11 protein-coding genes and 1 pseudogene are annotated in these 19779 nt (G+C 69.7%); 4 read left to right on the forward strand and 8 right to left on the reverse strand.

Annotation, left to right across the window (positions count from 1 at the left end):
• On the forward strand, positions 1–1058 hold a 1058-nt coding region (locus ACFWFZ_RS31285; protein WP_387126823.1), incomplete at its 5' end, for an IPT/TIG domain-containing protein.
• 1009 nt (positions 1059–2067) lie between these two features.
• Positions 2068–2406 carry a hypothetical protein gene (locus ACFWFZ_RS31290; RefSeq protein ID WP_387126825.1) on the forward strand — a complete coding sequence of 113 codons (339 nt, stop codon included), beginning with the start codon at positions 2068–2070 and terminating at the stop codon, positions 2404–2406.
• Between the two features lie 426 nt (positions 2407–2832).
• Here the strand turns inward: ACFWFZ_RS31290 and ACFWFZ_RS31295 are convergent, their stop codons facing one another.
• The 5 genes from ACFWFZ_RS31295 to ACFWFZ_RS31315 all read right to left on the reverse strand — a co-directional run bounded on the left by ACFWFZ_RS31295 (position 2833) and on the right by ACFWFZ_RS31315 (position 12809).
• Positions 2833–3078, reverse strand: coding sequence for a zinc ribbon domain-containing protein (locus ACFWFZ_RS31295; protein ID WP_387126827.1), 246 nt, complete (start codon positions 3076–3078; stop codon positions 2833–2835).
• 608 nt (positions 3079–3686) lie between these two features.
• Positions 3687–9998 (reverse strand): SDR family NAD(P)-dependent oxidoreductase, encoded by a 6312-nt coding sequence (locus ACFWFZ_RS31300; RefSeq protein WP_387126887.1) that lies wholly within the window; start codon positions 9996–9998, stop codon positions 3687–3689.
• 257 nt (positions 9999–10255) lie between these two features.
• The gene (locus ACFWFZ_RS31305) at positions 10256–11572 is read right to left on the reverse strand and encodes a beta-ketoacyl synthase N-terminal-like domain-containing protein (RefSeq protein ID WP_387126829.1); all 1317 of its coding nucleotides are present in this window, start codon (positions 11570–11572) and stop codon (positions 10256–10258) included.
• Positions 11573–11695: 123 nt separating this feature from the next.
• The gene (locus ACFWFZ_RS31310) at positions 11696–11905 is read right to left on the reverse strand and encodes a DUF5988 family protein (RefSeq protein WP_387126831.1); all 210 of its coding nucleotides are present in this window, start codon (positions 11903–11905) and stop codon (positions 11696–11698) included.
• Positions 11906–12401: 496 nt separating this feature from the next.
• On the reverse strand, positions 12402–12809 hold the full coding sequence (locus ACFWFZ_RS31315; protein WP_327419641.1) for a hypothetical protein: 408 nt from the start codon (positions 12807–12809) through the stop codon (positions 12402–12404).
• Between the two features lie 1777 nt (positions 12810–14586).
• On the opposite strand from ACFWFZ_RS31315, the gene ACFWFZ_RS31320 reads away from it, so the two are divergent.
• Entirely contained in the window at positions 14587–14889 is a 303-nt protein-coding gene (locus ACFWFZ_RS31320; RefSeq protein WP_387126833.1) for a hypothetical protein, read from the forward strand.
• Positions 14890–14936: 47 nt separating this feature from the next.
• Here ACFWFZ_RS31320 and ACFWFZ_RS31325 read toward each other — a convergent pair whose 3' ends face one another.
• The 3 genes from ACFWFZ_RS31325 to ACFWFZ_RS31335 form a co-directional block, all read right to left on the reverse strand.
• The gene (locus ACFWFZ_RS31325) at positions 14937–16319 is read right to left on the reverse strand and encodes a replicative DNA helicase (RefSeq protein WP_387126835.1); all 1383 of its coding nucleotides are present in this window, start codon (positions 16317–16319) and stop codon (positions 14937–14939) included.
• Positions 16316–17416: a hypothetical protein gene (locus ACFWFZ_RS31330; RefSeq protein ID WP_387126836.1), complete on the reverse strand. Its 1101-nt coding sequence runs from the start codon at positions 17414–17416 to the stop codon at positions 16316–16318. The genes ACFWFZ_RS31325 and ACFWFZ_RS31330 overlap by 4 nt, the downstream gene beginning before the upstream one ends.
• Positions 17417–17940: 524 nt before the next feature.
• Positions 17941–18228 (reverse strand): helix-turn-helix transcriptional regulator, encoded by a 288-nt coding sequence (locus tag ACFWFZ_RS31335; RefSeq protein ID WP_387126838.1) that lies wholly within the window; start codon positions 18226–18228, stop codon positions 17941–17943.
• 783 nt (positions 18229–19011) lie between these two features.
• Here ACFWFZ_RS31335 and ACFWFZ_RS31340 point away from each other — a divergent pair.
• Positions 19012–19779: pseudogene (locus tag ACFWFZ_RS31340) on the forward strand (Ig-like domain repeat protein); the annotation flags it as partial.

A 19779-nucleotide genomic window follows, 5' to 3' on the forward strand; every position in this document is an offset into this window, starting at 1 on the left:
CCACGGCCGGCGGCACGAGCAACGCTTTGAGCTACACCTACCTTGCTGCTCCCGTTCCGGTTCTCAGCAGTCTCAGCCCCACGTCGGGCCCGACGTCCGGCGGCAACACGGTGACCCTCAACGGAACCGACCTCACCGGCGCCACCTCCGTGCACTTCGGAAGCAACCCCGCCACCATCCTCACCAACAGTGCCACGCAGATCACGGTCATCGCGCCGGCGAACACCGGCACCGTCAACGTCAACGTGACCACCGCCGGCGGCACGAGCAACGCTTTGAGCTACACCTACCTTGCTGCTCCCGTTCCGGTTCTCAGCAGTCTCAGCCCCACGTCGGGCCCGACGTCGGGCGGCAACACGGTGACCCTCAACGGAACCGACCTCACCGGCGCCACCTCCGTCCAGTTCGGAAGCAACCCCGCCACCATCCTCACCAATACCGCGACACAGGTCACCGTCACCGCCCCGGCCGGCCCACCGTCCTCGGTCAATGTCACCGTCACCACGGCCGGGGGCACCAGCAATCCGCTGCCGTACTTCTACCTCGCGGCGCCCACCGTCAGCGATCTGTCCTCGCACCTCGGCCCGGCAACCGGGGGCAACACAGTCACCGTCTTCGGCAGCAATCTGACGCTCACCAGCGCCGTGAGCTTCGGGGGGACTCCGGCCACCGGCATCACCGTGATCTCCGACAACCAGCTGACCGTGACCGCGCCGACCGGGTCCGGCACGGTCGTCGTCACCGTCACCACACCAGGCGGAACCAGCACGGCAGCCACCGGGAACCCCTACTACACGTACCTCGGCGCGCCCGCCCTGACCAGCCTCAACCCCACTCACGGCTCGGACCTCGGGGGCGACGCGATCGTTCTGGCCGGCAGCAACCTCACCTACACCGACGCGGTGACCTTCGGCGGCGTCCCGGCCTCCTTCGCTGCGATCTCCGACACCCAGGTCGTCGCGACCAGCCCGGCCGGTGCACCCGGCACGGTCAACGTCGTGGCGCACACCCCAGCCGGGAACAGCAACGCCCTGCCCTATGTCTACGACCCCTCCTGAGCCCACTCCGACGAGCCGACAGCCGCGCTGCCGTCGATTCGGGAATCAGGAAGAGGAGAGCGTCATGGTTCCGGTAGTCATCAGCGTCAGTAACCCCGGTTTCAGCCGTCGGGGATGACGTACGCGCGGGCGAAGTGGTACCGATGTGTGCCTCGTGGAGGTGTCCGGCGATGACCTCGGCGGTGCCGGACGCCTTCGCGGCAGGGAGCAACGGATTCGGCGTCGCCGTCGCCCTGGCCCAGGGGTGACGGCTGGCCGGACTGCCCGAGGCGCTCTCGGCGTCGTGTCCGTGTCCGGTTCACAGCGGGTGGCGTGGGTGCGGGCCTAGGGTCGTCACGGGGGAGGTCTGGGCGTTGGCCGGGCCAAGCATCTGTCCGGCAGCCAGTTCGCGGTAGATGGGGCTGCTGGTGAGTAGTTCCTCGTGACGTCCGCAAGCGACGGCTCTGCGGCTGGGCAAGCCCGAGCGCCGAGCCGACGAGTGTGAGTACCGTTGCGACGGTGATGGCGGCCCGGTGGCCGGTGGTGAGCCGGTACATGGTGGCGACCGCGGCCCGGGTGGAGCAAACGATTCGACCTGCGCATCGAGAAGCACGGTGGGCGTGGCGAAGAGGGCGCACCGACCGACGCCGGACGGAGCCGCCGGGCGCACTCCGATCTCGCCGCCGCACGCCTCCCCCGCTTCTTCTGCCTGAGTGGCTGGATACTGCCGCCGATCTCCATTGCCTCGCGGCCGGTCCGAGGCAAGGGGTAAGCCTTTCCATTGCGACATCGATCGAGCGGTACCACGCCACCCTCGCCCGGATGCACCTGGAGGCGACCGAGCGCCACGTCATCCGTTCCCGCCGCAGGTGCTGGCCGTGGATCGAGGACGTCGAACTCGACCACGGCGCGGACCGCTTCGAGCTGTCCTGTCCCCATCCGCCCTTCCCGAGAGGCGGCCTGCCGCAGCGCTGGTGCGTACGGGTGATCAGGGACCACAGCTCCGGCGTGGCCCCTATAACGTGCAGCCATGGAATATGCCCCGATGCCCGAGCCGCTGCGCCGAGCGGTCAACCAACTGGTGTCTGAAGCAGTCGGGCGCTGCCAAGAAGTCATGCGCTACGCTGCTTCGGACGTCGCGTGTGACTGGAAACGGATGACGCTGTACCGGGCCACGGACGCGGCGGACACCATGGATTGCGTATCCATGCTGATTGCCGCGTACTGCGAGCACAATGGCATGGACCCGGAGATCCTGCGGGGCTATCTCCAGCTCAGTCAGCAGCACAGCCGCGCCGACGGGCCGCAGGAGGAGGACCGGGCTTACCTGGCGGATCTGTTGGGGCAAGCGGCGCCCAGTCGGCAGTGACCAGCCGGGGCCGTGGATGCTGCGCGAATCCCGCTGCTTTCGCCGTGGGATTCGCGAGATGGGCGAGATGCGCAGGGTGGAGGGGGACCGCCAGTGTTACATGACTGCCTGGGGGCGGAAGTGCCAATTTCCCGTCTGGGTGGTCATGAAGTGCGTTCTTCAGGCACTGCATGCGCTTGCCGTGCTCAGGTGTGGACGTAATTTGACCTCCGCCTCCCCGCGCTGAAGCGCGGGGATTCTCCGCCTGTGGGTGGCCCTGTCGTGTGGGGGCTGCCCGCTTCGGGTGGGTTCCTGGTTCTTCCCCACCGGGGTGGGGGTTGCGCGCGCTGCCGGGCTACGGCCCGGTCTTGCATGCGCTCCGCAGGCGTTTGCCGTCACCGTTGCCGGTGTCCGGCCCCCGGTCCGGGGGTGGGTGGTTCTGCCGGTTCAGGCCGCGAGGGTGCGGCGGCCTTCGTAGAGGATGTTCCGGCCGGCGTTCCAGTCCCGGTCGTTCCGGGTGTCGCGGTTCGGGCAGGTCCAGGCCCGCACGTCGAGGGGCTTGGGTCCGTCGCGGTGTCCGCAGGCGGAACATGTCTGGGACGAGGGGAAGGCCCGGTCGAGGCTGAGGTCGGCTTGACCGCCGGGGGCAACGGGCACCGCGGCGAGCAGGTCGCTTCCGTCCAAGAATGTCACGCCCAGACCGCCGCTGGGAGACGGAGGCGCAGCTGACGGATGGTGCGCTTGCACCGGCGAGTCAGCGGTGGTGGTCTGCTGAGCGGCCGCCAGATCGCCCGGCCGGCCAAGGCGATGCGCGCAGAGGTCGTGATTGCGGCGGCTCGACGGAAGCGGCATGTCATCAACGCATCGAGCTCGTCCGGCGCGACTCACCGATGTCACAGACCGGGCCGTAGCGCGGGACGGTGGCAGAGTCCGACGACCGACCAGTCGGTGCCACATAAGCGGCACCGACCGGCGATCCAACACCCCTCGAGGGGGCCCATCGCGACTCTGGTACGCCGATGGTTCCCTGACCAGCAAAGACCCGCAGGCCATATCAGTGCCACGCCCCCCGAGAGGGATGGGCTGCCCACCGGTTGGATACTCCATTGACTCAACATCGCGACATATGCCGCAAGGATCTGACGCCATCCTCACCCCAATGGAGGGGTGTTCCGTCGGAGCGCATCGGGGTCGCCTTCGACCGTGGTGACGACGGTCAAAGGCGGTTGTCCCGGCCCGGGAAGGTCGTTGCCCTCCGGTCACGGCCGTGTCGAGACGACGTCGCCCGAGCCGGCGCCGTGTCAGGCGTCGGAACGGGTCAGGTCCGCCTCCGGCGCAAGACCCATGAGGGCGGCGAGGGCCGTGGCGAGGGAGGCCACGGTGGGATGCTGCCAGATGAAGTTCCCGGCGAGGCGGACGGGGAGTTCGGTTTCGAGGCGGACGCGAAGTTCGGTGGCCAGCAACGAGTCGAAGCCGAGGGCCTTGAGAGGAGTCTGCGGGTCCAGCGTGGCGCTGCCGGTGCGCAGGATGGCCCGGATGTGGTCGCCGAGGTAGGTCTCCAGGGCGGTCTGGCGTGCGATGCCGGCGGGCAGGGCCTCGAAGCGGGAGCGGATGCTGGGGCCGCCGGACTCGGGCTCGTCCAGAGCCGGGAGGTCGTCCGGGGCGAGGAGGGCGAAGAGGCTGGAGGCGGAGCTCGTCCGGGGGATCCAGGTCTGCGGCGGGCCCGGGATCACGGCGGTCTGGACCCGCCTATGGGCGAGCAGGGTGTGCAGGGCCTTGATCCCCTCGCGGGTGGGAATGGTCTCGTAGCCGCGATCGGCGAAATCGGTGGCCTGCCCCGTCTCGCCCCAAGGACCCCAGTTGACCGCCAGCGTGGGCAGGCCGCCCCGGGTGCGCCAGGTGGCGAAGGCGTCGAGCCAGGCGTTGGCGGCCGCGTACGTGCCCTGTCCGGCGTTGCCGAGCAGGGAGCTCATGGACGAGTACAGGACGAAGAAGTCCAGGGACTGTGCGGCCGTGGCCTGGTGGAGGTTCCAGGCCCCGGTGACCTTGGGGGCCCACACCCGCTTGAGCTGGTAGTCGCTGATGGTGCTCAGGGCGGCGTCGCTGAGGACCATGGCGCAGTGCACGACCCCGCGCAGCGGCATACCGCCTTCGGTGGCGGCCTTGACGAGTCGTTCGGCGGTGTCGGGCCGGGAGATGTCGCCGAGTACGATCGTGGTACCGGGCAGGTCTTTGACGGCGCGCGCGGTTTCCAGCGAAGGCGGCCGGCGGCCGTTGAGGACGATCCGGCCCGCTCCCTGCTCCGCGAGCCAGCGTGCGGTGGCCAGCCCGAGACCGCCGAGTCCGCCGGTGACGATGTACGCGCTGTCGGGGCGTACGACGGGAGGCCCGTCCGGCAGGACGGCGGTGGCCTCTCCCCGGTCGGGGACGGTCAGCACCATTTTGCCGATGTGCCGGGCGCCAGCCATCGTGCGGAAGGCATCCGCGGCCAGATCCAGCGGATAGGGGGTGCACAGCAGCGGCTTGAGGCGCCCTGCGGTGATGTGTTCCGCGACCTCCTGCAGAAGCGTGCCGAACAACTCCGGTCGCTGCTGCTGGAGCCCGATGAGGTCGACCGTGGCAAAGGTGATGTTGTGGCGCAGCGGGGCGAGTTTGAGGGCGGCGTCGGCCATGATGTCGCGTACGCCGAGTTCGACGAAGCGGCCGAACGGGCGCAGGGCTTCGAGCCCGGCGCGGACGGCGGGGCCGGCGAGGGAGTTCAGGACGACGTCGACTCCCTCGCCGCCGGTCGCCTGGCGGGTCTGCTCGGTGAAGTCGAGGGTGCGGGAGTCCATGACGCAGCGGATTCCGGTGCCGCGCAGGTAGCGTCGTTTCTCCTCGGTGCCGGCTGTGGCCAGGACGTCCGCGCCCAGCAGGCGGGCGACGGCGATGGCGGCCAGGCCGGTGCCGCCGCTGGCCGAGTGCACGAGGACGCGTTCACCGGGGGCCAGCCGAGCGACGTGGTGCAGTGCGTACCAGGCGGTGAGGAATGCCGTGGGCAGTCCTGCCGCCGTCTCGGGGGTGAGGGCGGGCGGGACGGGGACGACGGCGGTGGCGGGAACGGTGATGAAGGAGCCGAAGGCGCCGCCTTGGAGCTGGACGGCAAGGACGGTGTCTCCGGTGCGGACGTGGTCCACGCCCGCTCCCACGGCGGTCACCTCCCCCGCGCACTCGAAGCCGATGCGGTAAGGGGTGGCAGGCTCTGAACCGAGCATGCCGAGGGTGGTGAGGACGTCGCGGAAGTTGAGCCCGGTGGCCTGGACGCGCACCTCGACCTCTCCCTCGCCGGGGTGGCGGCGGCCGGTTGCCACCAGTTCGAGGCTGTCGAGATCGCCGAGGCGTCCGACGCGCAGGCGGAACCCGTCCTCGCCGTAGCGGACGACCCGGGTGGTACGGGTGGTGCGTTCGGCGTGGGTGACGGGGGCCCGGTCGATGCGTGCCACATATCGGGTGCCGTCCCGCAGTGCGACTTCGTCTTCGGGGGCGTCGGCGAGGAGTTCATCGGCCAGCGCGCGCAGCCCGTGCGCTCCGGGATCGGTGTCGACCAGGGTGGGCCGTAGGCGCGGGTGCTCGATCGCAAGGACACGTGCGACGCCGCGTACGGTGCTGTGGGCGGGGTGACCGGCTTCGTCCGCGGTGACCGCACGGGCGTGCCGGGTGGCGGTGTACAGGCGCCAGGTTCCGTTGTGGTCTTCGGCGGCCTGGGCGAAGGCGAGCAGTCGCCTGGCACGTTGCTGTGCGCCGTGAGTGGGGTCGCTGTCGTCGGCGGACGGCGTGCCGCACAACACGACGACGGCGCGCCAGGGTCCCGTTCCGGCGGCCAGGTGGTTGCGGAAGACGTCGGCCAGTGCGGCGAGCCCCTCCCGGCTCAGGGGTGTCTCCCGAACCTCCGCGTGGGCACCGGCGTCCCGCAGGAGTGCCGCCAGGCGTTCGGCCTCGCCGTCGCCCTCACCCACGATGAGCCAGTTCCCGGGCGGTGTCTGCCGGGCGTGGGAGCGGGGCGCGGGTTGCCACCCGAGTTCCATGAACCACTGGTCGACAGCCGTGTCGTGTGCGGGTGCGCGGCGGGCGAAGCGCGCGCCGTCGAGGGCCAGGACCGGTCGGCCGCCGGTGTCCAGGACACGGACGTGTCCGGCCAGGGTCGTCGCGGTGTTCTCTGTGACCCAGGCGTGCGCGTGGACAGCCTGTGAGAGGTCGCCCAGGATCCGCAGAGCGCCGACCTGGACGGGCAGGATGGGCGCGGGTGCGCTGTCGTTGCCGGCTCCGGCGACCAGCAGTTGGAGACACAGGTCGAGCAGGACGGGATGGAAGCTCAGGGCGTGCTCGGGAGTACGGGCGGTGGGTGGAAGTTCGATGCGAGCCCAGAGACTGTTCTTCTGGTCGTTCGTGTGAAGCCTGGTGATGCCGGTGAAGGCCGGTCCGTGTTCGAGGCCGCAGGCACGCAACCCGGCGTAGAGGGCGGCCGGATCCAGTGTGACGGGGTGCTTGCGGTCGAGCGCCGGGATCGAGGCCGCGCGGGGGGGCTGGGGTGTGGGCACACCGCGGGCGATCGCCGAGGCGTGCAGCTGCCAGGACCCGCCGGGCTCGCGGGAGTGGATCTCGCCGGTGGCCTGCTGGGGGGCGGCAAGGGTGAGCGTCGTGCTGATCTCCGTGTCGTCGGTGAGGCGCAGCAGGTCGTGGAAGGCGATGTCGGTGATCTCGATGCCGGCGGTGTCGCCGTTGAGCGCGGTTCGGGCCGCGGTGTGCACCAGGGCGCAGAATGCCGCACCGGGCAGGACGGCAGTGCCGTGGACGCGGTGGTCGTTGAGCCAGGGCAGATGGCGGGTGGGGGTGCCGGCGCTCCAGGTGTGGCGGGTCGGCTCGCCGGGGATCTCCGTGTGCCGGCCGGGCAGGGCTCCCGCGTCGGCCGGCTGTGGCTCGCCGGAGGTCCAGTGGCGGGTGCGGTCGAAGGTGATGGTGGGGGCGTCCGTCAGGCAGCCGTCGCCGTACAGGTGGTTCCAGTCGACGGTGCCGCCATCGCAGTGGACGGCGGCGAGCTGGGTCCGCAAGGTGGCGGTTTCGTCCTGTCCGCGGCGCAGTGAGGGCAGGACCAGCGCCTCCGGGGTCAGGTCGGCCAGGCTCTCCGTGAGGGACTGGGTGATCACGGGATGGGGCGAGATCTCGATGTAGATCTGGTGGCGGTCCTGGGCGGCGGCGGCGACGGCGGCATGGAAGCGGACGGGCTGGCGCAGGTTGTTGCACCAGTAGGCGGCGTCCAGGAGAGGGCTGTGCCGCGGGTCCTCGGTCACGGTGGAGTAGAAGGGGATGCGGGGCGCACGGGGGCTCAGATCGAGCAGGGCTTCGTGCAGATCGGGCAGGAGAGGGTCGACGTGGGGGCTGTGGGAGGCGACGTCGACCGCGATCGGCAGGGCGAGGACCCCGCGCTTGCCCCATCGCGTGATCAGGCGGGCGATCTGGTCGGCGTCGCCGGAGACGACCGTGGTGCGGGGCGCGGCCAGGACCGCCACGCAGACGGCGTCGGCCCCGGCGTCGGCGAGGTCGGCCTCCACGGTGGCCTGGTCCAGGGCGACGCTGGCCATCGCGCCCGACCCGGTGATCCGCTCCAGCAGTGCCGAGCGGCGGCAGATGACGCGGACCCCGTCGCTGAGTGTGAGCGCTCCGGCCACGACGGCTGCTGCCGCCTCGCCCATGGAGTGCCCGATGACGGCAGCGGGCCGGACGCCATGCGCCTGCCAGGCCGCGGCTAGCGCGATTTGCATGGCGAAGAGCACTGGCTGGATCCGCGGGCCTACGGATACGGGTTCATCCGCGCGGATCAGCTCCAAGACGGAGAACCCGGCCTCCTGCCGGATGAGGGCGTCGACCTCAGTCAGAGCCTTCGCGAAGGGCTCGTTGCACGCGAGGAGTTGGCGGCCCATTCCGGACCACTGGGAGCCCTGTCCGGAGAAGACCCATACCGGCTGGTGAGGAGCGGTGACATCGGCCGTGCCCGAGACGAGGGCCGGATGGGGCAGGCCCGCGACGAACAGCCGGAGTGCCTCCAGGGTTTCGGCGCGGGTACGGGCCACGACCGCGAGCCGCCCACGTCCGGGGCTGCGGCGCAGGGCCAGGGTGTGGGCCACGTCCCGCAGCGGGACGCGCGCACCGGCTCCTTCCAACCAGTCGGCCAGGCGACCGGCTGCGGCTGGCAGGGCGCGGTGGGATCCGGCCGCGACCAGGATCACCTCGGGTGGCGCGTTCTCCGGCCGGCGCGGGGCAGGCACGGCGCGGCGGCTGGGCCGCGGTGGCTGCTGCAGGATCACGTGGGCGTTGGTGCCCGAGAAGCCGAATGAGGAGACCGCAGCCAGCCTGACCGGCTGCCGCCCGGGCCACTGGGTGGGTTCGACCGGGACGAAGAAGCGGGTGGCGTCCGCGGTGATGGCCGGGTGCCAGCCGGTGAAGTGCAGGTTGGGAGGGATGACCCCCTGCTGCAGGCACAGGACGGTCTTGATCAGTCCGGTGATGCCGGCGGCGGGCTCCAGGTGGCCGAGGTTCGTCTTGACCGAGCCAAGGGCGCACGGGGAGAGTCCGTTGCCGTACACGGCTGCCAGGCTGGTGAACTCGACCGGGTCGCCCACCGGGGTGCCCGTACCGTGGGCTTCGATCATTGAGATCTGCGCCGGGTCGACGCCGGCCTGGGCGAGTGCCGTGCGGTAGAGGGCCTGCTGGGCAGTGGGCGAGGGGGCGGCAAGGCCGTCGGAGCGGCCGTCCTGGTTCACGGCGGACCCGCGGACGACGGCGAGAATGCGGTCGCCGTCCTTGCGGGCGTCTGCCAGGCGTTTGAGGACGACCGCACCACAGCCCTCGCCGCGGACGAATCCGTCCGCGGCAGCGTCGAAGGTGTGGCAGCGTCCGGTCGGGGACAGCATGCCCATCCTGGCGAAGGACTGGGTGGTGCGCGGGGTGAGCATGAGGTTGACGCCGGCAGCCAGCGCCAGGTCGCACTCCTCGCGGAGCAGTGCCTGGCAGGCGAGGTGGAAGGCGACCAGCGAGGACGAGCAGGCGGTGTCCAGGGCGATGCTGGGGCCGTGCAGGCCCAGGAGGTAGGAGATGCGCCCTGCGGCCACGCAGTGGCCGTTCGTCAGGATGGAACCTTCCAGCTCCTGGGGCGAACCGACGAGCTGGTCCATGTAGTCGTTGTAGCTCAGACCGGTGTAAACACCCGTGCGGGAGCCGACGAGCCGGTCGGGAGGCAGACCGGCGTGTTCCAGGGCCTCCCAGACGACCTCCAGCAGGAGCCGGTGCTGGGGGTCGAGGACGTCGGCTTCTCTCCCGGAGACGCCGAAGAAGTCCGCGTCGAACCGCGAGACGTCGGTCAGGTACCCGCCCCGCCGGTGCAGGGCCTGAGCCTCGGCTGACACCCCGGCTGCCGGTGCGGGCGCGTCGCGGCCGGGCGGAGGGGCGCCCACCGCCTCACGGCCCTCCATCAGCAGATTCCACAAGGCGGCCGGTGAGTCGATGTCTCCGGGAAGCCGACAGCCCATGCCGACGACGGCGATGGGCCCGTGCGCGGGGCGAGAGGGTTGCTTGTCCATGGCCACCACGGGAGTCTCCTTGTGAGAAAGCGGATGCGTGTGGTTCGAGGGGCTTGGGGGTTCGAGGAGAAGGAGGTGTGCCACACGGCTGGGCGCGGGGGGAAAGGCGAGCCCTCAGGCGGAGACGTCCCTGCGGGCCGCGTCTGCGCGGAACCGCGGGGAACTGACAGGACCTGGTGCTCCCGCAGGGCCGCCGCCGGCTGCGAAATCGGTGACGGCGGCCCGGGAGCAGCTCAGTGGGTCTGGCCGGGGAGCCCTCAGACCTCGGGACTGCCCAGCAGGATGGCGCTCTTCACTCCGCCGACCTGGTAGTTGAAGCTCAGGGCATAGTCGAAGTCGAGGGAACGGGGAGCCGTCCCCGGCACCGGGTCGAACGTGAGGTTGTCCGCGGGTTCCTCGCAGTTGGCGGTGGGACACACCTGGCCGTGGTTCATCATCAGCAGGGTCAGGGCCACCCCGAGGCAGCCCGCGGGTGCACCGTTGTGGCCGAAGCAGCCTTCCTGGGAGGACATGAGCAGATCACGTGACGCGGGACCGTACAGCTCCCTGATGGCGTTGGCCTCGAACGTCGTGACCACCGCGTTGCCGTCGCTGCCGCCGTGGACATAGGGCACCTGGTCGATCTCCCAGGTGTCGCCGAGGCACTGCCGCACCGCGGACACCAGCGCCCTTCCGGTGTCGTCGCAGGCCAGCGGATTGGCCAGCCCGTCCCGGGTGGTTGCCTGGGCAAGGACCTGGCCGTAGAGGCGGGCGTCCCGTGCGAAGGCGTGGTCACGGCTCTCAAGGACGATGGTCGCGGACCCTTCGCCATGGTTGATGCAGTCGGCGCGCCGGTCGTACGGACGCATCAGGGATTCGAATGACGGCAGGAGGGAGGGCATGTCCTGGGACCGCATGGCGTCGTACGCCTGCTGGGCTCCGCTCAGCAGGCGCTGGATGTTGTGGATGAGGGGAACGCTGAAGACGTCCACCCCGGTCACCACGGCGATCTCGGTCTCACCCGAGGCGATCATGCGCCGGGCGTTGCCGATCTGAAGGGCGGAGGACGCGCAGCCGCACGACACAGTGAAGTTGGCGCCCCTGGACCGCGTGAGCGCGCCCTGGACCAGGGCCACGTCCGAGGGGGTGACCGACTGCTCCGCCGCGACGAACATCTCCATCGCCTCGGCAACGGGGAGGCTCGCGGGGTCGGCCCGTAGGACGGCGAGGTAGCTGTCGATGTTCGCATCCACACCCCCGCGGCCGACCAGGACGGCGGCCGTTTCGAGATCGCGGTGCACATCAAGTCCTGCGTCCGCACACGCCTGTGCCAGCGACACCAGCCCGAAGCGATGGGCGTTCGTGTAATGGCGGGAGAAGAAGTCGGGAACGCCGACCACTCGTTCCTCAAACGTTTCTTTCGGCAGGTTCACGCTGCCGTAGTAGACGCCTTTTTTGACCAGGCACGACGTTCCGGTGCTGGCCACCTCCCAGAGGTCGTCGGCGGTGAGGACCGGGGACTGGATGCCTGGAAGGCAAAGTCCGATTCCGGTGACTACGGCGTCCCGCCCGCGTCGCCCGTTCCGCCTGGTCATGAGCCACCCGCAGGTGACAATGGATTCTTCATCGGGATTCCCCTTCAGGATCAGTCAAGGGCGGCTATGATGAGTCACCGTGCCGGGGCTCGGACTGTTGGCCCGCCTCGCCGGCCAGCCGGCCTATTCGGCCACATAGGTGCGGCAGCACCAGCGGTACACCGGCCGCTGCTCATCTTCACGTCCGGCGCAGAATCCTGAGAACTCGAAATGCTCGTAGGCATTCCCGCACAGGATTTTGACCTTCGGCTCGTCTTCCACTGACTGAACTTCCCAGACCTCGGGAGCCCAGTCCGGCCCTCCGGTAAGCATCACGCTTATCATTTCAGGCATATCCGGCTCCTGTGTCGAGGTGGCGGCCCGGGGTGAACGCACTCCTGCCCGGCCTCTACTGTCGTCGGCTATGAGCTTCGCGGCCGTACATTCCGCCGCACGTAGCGGCTTCTACTTTTTCATCGCGCGGACGGAAGAAGGCACGTCCGGGAATCAGGCACCGGGAGACCAGGAAACAGGTCCTGGACAGGGACCTGTAGAAATGGGAAATCAGCATGGTGACCTCGTCGTGTGAGGAAAGGAGCCAAGCGTCGACCCCGGAACCGAATTCCCCGCGCTCTGTCCGCGGACCGACCGCGGTTGCCTCCGCCTCTCGGTACCTGGTACGAGGGGCGCGCTCGCCGCGTCGCCCGCGCCGGCCACCCCCGCCCGGGGAGACGGGGACGGCGGGTGGCCGGCTGGAAGGGACGCCTTGCGGTCCGGCGACGGCGGGGTCCCGCCGCCGCCGGAGTGGAGAGGCAGGCGGCCCTGCTCAGTGGTACCGGCCTGCGATCCGTCAGGTCGCGACAGCCAGCGCCTGGGTGAGCGCGGACGCGGTCGCCTGCTCGGAGGCCAGAGCCGCACCCGAGGCGCCCAGCAGGTTGTACACGAGGGCGACCGCGTTGCTCGCGGAGGCGGTGAGAACGTTGGCTCCCACCACGGGCGGCTGCCCGGCGCAGTCGCCCATTGCCGCGACGAGCGAGGTGGCGGTGGCCAGGTTGTAGGTGCGGGCGGTCGCCGTGTCGTTGACCTGGTCGGCAGCGATAGCCGCGTCGTTGGTCGCCTGGGCGGCCTCGAGGTCGTTGACACAGGCCGAGGCGGCCGCGGCGGCGGGAGCCGCAGCGGCAAGGGGGGCGATGCCCACCGCGGCAGCCAACGCCATGGCAGCAGTGACAGTTGCGGCGGCAAGGCGGGAACGGTTCATGATGAACTCCCTGGAGGGTGATGAACGCGCCTGATTGCAAGGGCGACCGACGGGAGTGGCACCCCGCCCTGTCCAGAAGCTGCTGTGGGAACTGGAACTCGCCCTGATCGTCCAGCAGTTCACCTGCCGGGAATAACGAACGGAACGGGTCGCAACCGAGCTCCCGGAGATGGGATGGGCGACCCGCCGGTTCGCAATTAGTAAGCACCCACGTCGGACGGCATCTCTAGGGGTGCTCCCCCCACATCACCCGAATGGACGCACTGGCAAGCCTCCCACGCCGCAGGTGCACCTGTGGAAACACGTGCAGCACCTTCGTGCCCCGTTCGCGACGCACATGCGGTCACGCTCCGTATTCACTGTCGGGGGCCGCGCAGCCGAGGTCGGCCCTGGGCTGCCGCCCGAGCCGACGGACGTTGTGTGATGCCGCCCGAGCCCCGAGCCCAGCGGCGATCCCCCTCCGGTGGAGTCGCCCGTACCGCCGTCACCCGCCGTCGGTTGCGGCCACCGCGAGCGTCGCGCTCGCGCTTGCGCGGCGCGGCTGCGGGTGGCGATACAGCGCAGAGTGCGTGTGTCGCAACGTCAAGCCGGGCGGACCTTCCCCTGACGTGGCGGGCGCGGTAGCGGTCGGCCCACCACGTGGCCGGGTGTCCTTCATGGGCACAGCCCCTGGTGACAGGACGACGGACGCTCCGGCGGAACAGGATGTCCACGACGTCAGAGTGAGGGGCAACGACGCGCCGGCCGCCGCACCACCCCGTCGGTGTGGCGCTTCAGGGTGCGGCACGACCTCACGAGCGCCGGCTTCACACCCCGGGTGCTCCTGCCACACCCGTCTGCGTCGCCCCTGCAGCCCCATGGGCATCCCGATAAACAGCCCAACGAGCCGAGCTACGCCATCCGGGTGATAGTCGTTTGTCCACTGTTGCGGTCATATGCCAGTTCAGCGGATAACGGAGTGTATCCAACCGGTGGGCCGCCCAACCTCTCCGGGGGGAGCGGCTGCGCGCGTCGGCCACTGCCGGCCGCTGTGGTGGGCGTGGGCTGCCGCGATGGGTACCCCCTGGGAGAGGGCATTGGATCCGTCAGCCGGTACCGGCCAGCACCGGCTGACGCGGGCCCTTCTGGCTCGACGCGCGACCTCCCCGCCACATCGGAGCACGTGCCCGCTCCCGGCACCATCGCCTCGCCGACAGCACACGAGCAGCCTGACACACCACCGCCTACCGAAGACGCAGTGGATTCGCCGGCTCCCACCCTCGAAGGCGGATCGGAGCAACTCCCCGGCCGGGCCGAACACAACCGGGACTGCCAGGCAGGCGCCGCGCATGAAGAGAGCCTGAAAGCAAGGGACCGACCGCCCAGGGCAGCGGTGACGCTCACGACGCCCACCCGAGGCAGGCGCGCTCACCTCCGACAGCGATCAGTCGAGCCTGAGCGCCCCGGTGTTCACCTGCGACCCTCACGCTGCCGGCGCGCCGCGGCGGTGAAGACGCCCATCAGGCGGACGGCCCCGTATGTGCGGCAGGGACGCGCCCACCGATCGCCGCCACGACCGCATCTGCCGGGCTGCGCAGACGACGGCACCGCTGCGCGCCGCCGGCACCCTCCACACAGTTCGCTGGTGATCCCCAGCGCCAGATCCCATTTCACCCGGAGCTCCGCCCCGGCCCCACTGGCGTGAAGGACGCCGCGTTCACCCCGGTCTCCCCCGTTGGCGAAGGCCGGGGTGGTCGCGGCAGTCCGCACCACCAAAGATCGAGAGGAGCTGGACGTCATGCACCCGCGCATCCATGTGGTCGACGTCCCCATACACGACACCACCGACCCGGCCCGGCGCGGCTTACACGTCTTCACCGGGGTCGCCGACTCCCCGGCCGCGGCCCTGCGTCGCGCACAGGAGGTCTACGAGGCCGCGCTCGCCGCGCACGCGGCCGGACTTGAGATACCGGACACCCAGCCGGACGGCTGGGGCGCACGCGGGCTCCGGCCCGGATGGCAGATGGACTGGCCCGCCGCCAAGGCCGATCTCTGGCGCAACCCCGTCAGCTGGACCCGCCGCAGCGACTTCGCCCTGTAGACCGGCCGGAGACGGCTGCCGACGTCCACCCCCGCTCCGCCCGCACCCTAAGCGAGTAATTCGGTGCTGCGGGTCATGTCCCGCAGGCGGGAGTAGTGGAACTGGTGTGCGACGGTGATCGAACAGGTGGGGCCATTGCGGTTCTTGGCGAGGATCAGATCGCTCTCCCCTGCGCGGGGACTGTCGGGCTCGTACGCGTCCTCGCGGTGCAGCAGGACGATGCCGCTCGCGTCCTGCTCAAGCTGCCCTGAGTCACGCAGGTCGAACACCTGCGGCTTCTTGCCGTCCCGGTGTTCCGAGCCGCGGTTGAGATGGGCGCAGCAGATGATGACGGCACCGGTCTCCTCGGCGATGATCTTCAATTCGCGGCTCACCTCGCTGACACGTTCATAGGGGCTCTGCCGGGTGGTGCGCTGGTCGGTGTACATGAGCTGGACGTAGTCCACGATGACCAGGGGTGCTTGACCCGTCTGCCGGGACAGGGCCTTGATGCGGGTGCGGATGAGGCCTGGGGTGACGCGGGGGGTGTAGTCCATCCACAGCGGCAGTGCCGACAGGTCGGGGAGGCGCAGGGCGATGCGCGTCCAGTCGTCGTCGGTAACGGCCGGCCCGCCCGTCATGAGGCGGTGCAGGTTGACGCGGGCCCGGTTGGCGAGCACCCGGTTGGTGACCTCGTTGCGGCCCATCTCCAGGCTGTGCACGAGGGTGGTCCTACCGGAATAGGAGTTGGCCAGCGCGATGCCCAGTGTCATCGCCGATTTGCCCATGGCCGGCCGCCCGGCCACCACGACGATGTTCCCCGGCTGCATCTTCAGGGCCTGGTCGAGTTCGGTGAGTCCGGTGACGGCCGCCGCCTCGATCGCGGTCTCCAGGCTGTCCAGGTGCTGTTGCAGGCAGTCGCCGAACCGTTCGAAAAGCCCCTTGTCGACGCTCTGGTCGGCGGCGAGGTGCTCCAGCTCGGCCTGGTGCGCGGTGATCGCGTCGGTTACGGCGGCAGGGTCGGCCTGACGGGCCGTCTGCATTGCGCGCAACAAGGCCTGCTGATAGCGGCGCAGGCGGGCGTAGCCGTGGACGAGTTCAGCGTAGTGTGCTGCCTCGACAGACGTGCACGCCTGGGTGGCGATCTCCGACAGCCGAACGGCTCCACCGATGCGTTCCAGGTCACCGCTCCGGCGCAACTCGGCCTCGACCATCGGCACACCGGTGGGCTTGCTGTGGCCGTGCAGGGCCAGGATCGCCCGCCAGATCGTCTCGTGGTGAGGGTGGTACCAGTCACCGGCGTCACTCAGGACGGATACGGCGGCCGCCACCGGGTCGTAGGCCGGCGTAGCCGTCAGGCAGGCGCCCAGGACAGCCGTTTCGGCCTCGGTGCTCGCGGCCGTGGATCCGTCCGGCTGCCGCGCGGGAACGTCCAGGTCGAAAGCGCTCACCGCAGCTCCTTGATGGTGCCGACCGTGATGCCCGGATGGGTGCAACGGCGCATCGGGCCGTCGTCGTCGCCGTCCACGGCCCAGCCGTACTGATCGCATGCCGGGCAGACCGCCCGCAGCCCGGCGAGGTCCTGCGGCGCCGGGCCCGGCTGTCTAGCGGGTGCTGGGGCCGGAGCGCGGTAGCGGCGCAGGTCCGCCACCCACAAGGGCAGACACTTCACCCACGAAGCCGCACCGGTGGTGTTCTTGAAGATCTCGTCCTCCAGCATCCGGCGCTGGCAGTCGTCCATGGCCGTCAGCGCCGGCCAGCCCTGCGCTCGCATCGCCGACAGCAGTTTCGGAGCGCTCTTGCGCGCAGTCGCCAGCCCTGCCTGCCACTGCTGCATCTGCTGCAGGAAGTCCTCAGCGGACCGGATCTCCTCAAGGGAGAACTCCTGCGCTGCCTTCCCCTGCGATGGCAGGGGCCCCGGGGTGCGGGGGGATGGGGGGGAGGAATCCTCCTCCCCCGGGGGGTGTGGGGGGTGGACGCCGAATCGCGGGTTTCCCGCAATCCGTCTCTGAGCAGGCGAAACGCGGGTTTCCAGATCGCGGGTTTCCCGCAATCCGGAGGCGGATGGCGGGAAACCCGCGATCCGCCTCCGAGCAGGCGGAACGCGGGTTTCCCGCGGTTCGGATTCCGCCCCCGGCCCCGAATCGCCGGTTTCCCGCATTTCGGTGCTGACCTGCAGGGATACGGTGAGGCCGAGATCGATGTACTGCTGGTTGTTGGCCGGGTTTCGGTAGACCCGAGTGATCCAGGTCGGGCGCTGGGCGACCTCGTCGTACACGGAGATCCGGGCGAGGTGGCCGGCCTTGGTCAGTCGGCCCGCGATCGCGTTGTACCGGTCCTTACCCATCTTCCAGCCCCGGGCTTGGAGGTCCTTGCGGATCGCCTCCATGGTCGATGGAAGCTGAGGATCCCGGAGCAGCAACTCCGCCAGCACGCCGAGATCCTCCGGCTGCAGGCCCGGCGTGCGCACCAACTCACGCCGAAGGATCACGTCTTCCGGGGCCTCCCAGGAGCGCTCCAGATAACTGCTCCCGAAGTCATCATTCACTGGCCACCACCACCCACAGAGCCCAACGAACCCGGAGCTGTGCTGTCGACGGCATGCTAGGGCGTGTAGTGGTGTGTCGTTTCCGCCCCAGAAGACCTGTCTGCAGAGACAAAAGGTTTCCGGCCGGGGGCCGTGCTCTTGTAAAGCAGACAGGAATCTTCGAGGGGGTCCCGCTGAGCCGGGCGTGGGCGCCGGTGGGCCAGACCGGGGTGTTCGAGGCCGAGAAGGTGGTGACACCTGCAGGTCGACGGCGGAGGCGCGTCTGGTGATGCATCGGGCGGATCTTCCCTGTTGAGGGAGTCGAGAGCAGAGATGTAGCCAGACATGCATGAAAAATATGTCTTGTGCTGGCTATCCTGACGAGGTTCCCTATCCTGGGGTAGGTGACCACGCGAACCCAACGTTCACGGGTATAACCGCAGTCGAGGTCACTTCGCTGTTCACGACTCGGGTTCGTGGAAGGTTCTGCGAGTCGATCGCTAGGGAGCGGTCCCCGTTGTGGCGACGGAGACCGCTCCACGCGTTTACGGCGGCATCTCGACACTCTTATCGGCAGAGGCTGCGAGGGCTGCAGGGTACAGAGCGGACAGTTCCGCAAGGAGCCGAGCGTACGCCTCGCGACGCTGGCCCCGAGGCTCTGCATCACCCGATTCCCACCGGGTCACCGCGAGTCGCTTCACCTCAAGTGCTTCGGCTAGTTGTGCCTGAGTGAGGCCGTGGGCTTTTCGGAGCCGCCCCCGCACCGCTGGTGGCGGCAAGACGGTACGGGGCGCGCGGAGTAGCACGTCCACTGAGGCCGGTAGGTCGGTCATCGTTACCCCTCCTGTCGCTCAGAAAGTACATGTGAAGATGCATCGGGGGCAGGGCTTATCACGACATGTCACCTACAAAGGTTGTATGAACGATTCTGCTCACAGAGGGATCCCGTGTCGTCGTCCTGCACGCATTCACCTTCGCCGTTGTGCGAGGCAGAGGCGGTGCGAAAAGGGGGCGTGAAGGCGGCGATCTGCACCTCGCGGCACGAGGACCGGGGGCCGCGGCACCCAACACCTGGGCGAGCACTGGCCCCGTGGCCCCGGCGGGTCTCTTCCGCAGCGCCGGCTCGATCCGCCGCGTGGTCGGCAGCCACCGCCTGCGGCGCACAGACGCGATCCGGACCGGAATCCTGCCGGACCGCCCCGGCCGGTCCCGCGGACGGCTGGTCTGTCGCTCATCACCGCGGCCGAGGAGGGGAGTTGGCCACCTGAGTCCCGGCGGCACCTCCGGTGACCGGCTCTCCCGTCGCCTGGCGGGGCGCCGTCGTCATAAGGGTCGGGGCCGGGGGCGGCACGCGCCACCGCCATGCGCTACGCCATCCGAGTTAACCCGGTCGTCGGCCATAGCGCGGCGTCCCGCTGTTCCCTTCAATCGGTGTTAACGACGGTGGGGTGCCCATCCCCTGTCGGGGGACCATGGACGGCTGTCGGCGTGATACGCCGCTTCGCCGTGTTCTTCAGGGCACCCCGACAGGTGCGAGCGCTCGGACGGCTCCCTGTCCTCCTGAGTGCAGCAGCTCCCCACGTCCTTCACGGAGCCTTCGAAAGGGGCTGTCCAACATGGCACTCGCTCTCACTCTCACCCCGGCAACCGTCGCGGTGGGCCAGACGTTCACAGCTGCCGTCACCGGTGCCGTACCCGGAGAACTGATCACTTTTACCTACGATGCGGTGGCCCCGCAGACGGCAACCGCCGACGCCCTCGGCGATGCGAGCGTCACCTTCACAGCGACGACAACGGGCCTGGTAGCTGCTGCCGGTGTCGCAAGCGGCGTCGCCACGGCGAGCCTGACGGTCACGGCCCCGACGGAGTGTGTGGTGACCCTGTCGGCCGCTCCGGCCGACCCGATCGCGGGCCAGCCGGTGACCCTCACCGCCACCGTCACCTGTGACGGCGTTCCCGTCTCCGGTGCGACCGTGCTGTTCGCCACCACCGGCGGCTCTCTGGGAGTCGGTGTCACCACCGCAGCGGGCGAGGCCACCGTCACCACCAGCCTCCTGCCCACGGGCGTCAACGTCGTCACGGCCACCGTCATCGCCGCCACCACCACCTGCACCTGCATCGGTGTCGCCGCCACGGCAACCGTCACCGTCACAGCCCCGACGGAGTGTGTGGTGACCCTGTCGGCCACGCCGGCCGACCCGATCGCGGGCCAGCCGGTGACCCTCACCGCCACCGTCACCTGCGGCGGTGCTCCCGTCCCAGGCGCCACCGTACTGTTCAGCACCATCAGCGGCTCTCTGGGAGTCGGTGTCACCACCGCAGCGGGCGAGGCCACCGTCACCACCAGCCTCCTGCCCACGGGCGTCAACGTCGTCACGGCCACC

This window comes from Streptomyces sp. NPDC060232, from assembly GCF_042726555.1.
GTDB lineage: Bacteria > Actinomycetota > Actinomycetes > Streptomycetales > Streptomycetaceae > Streptomyces.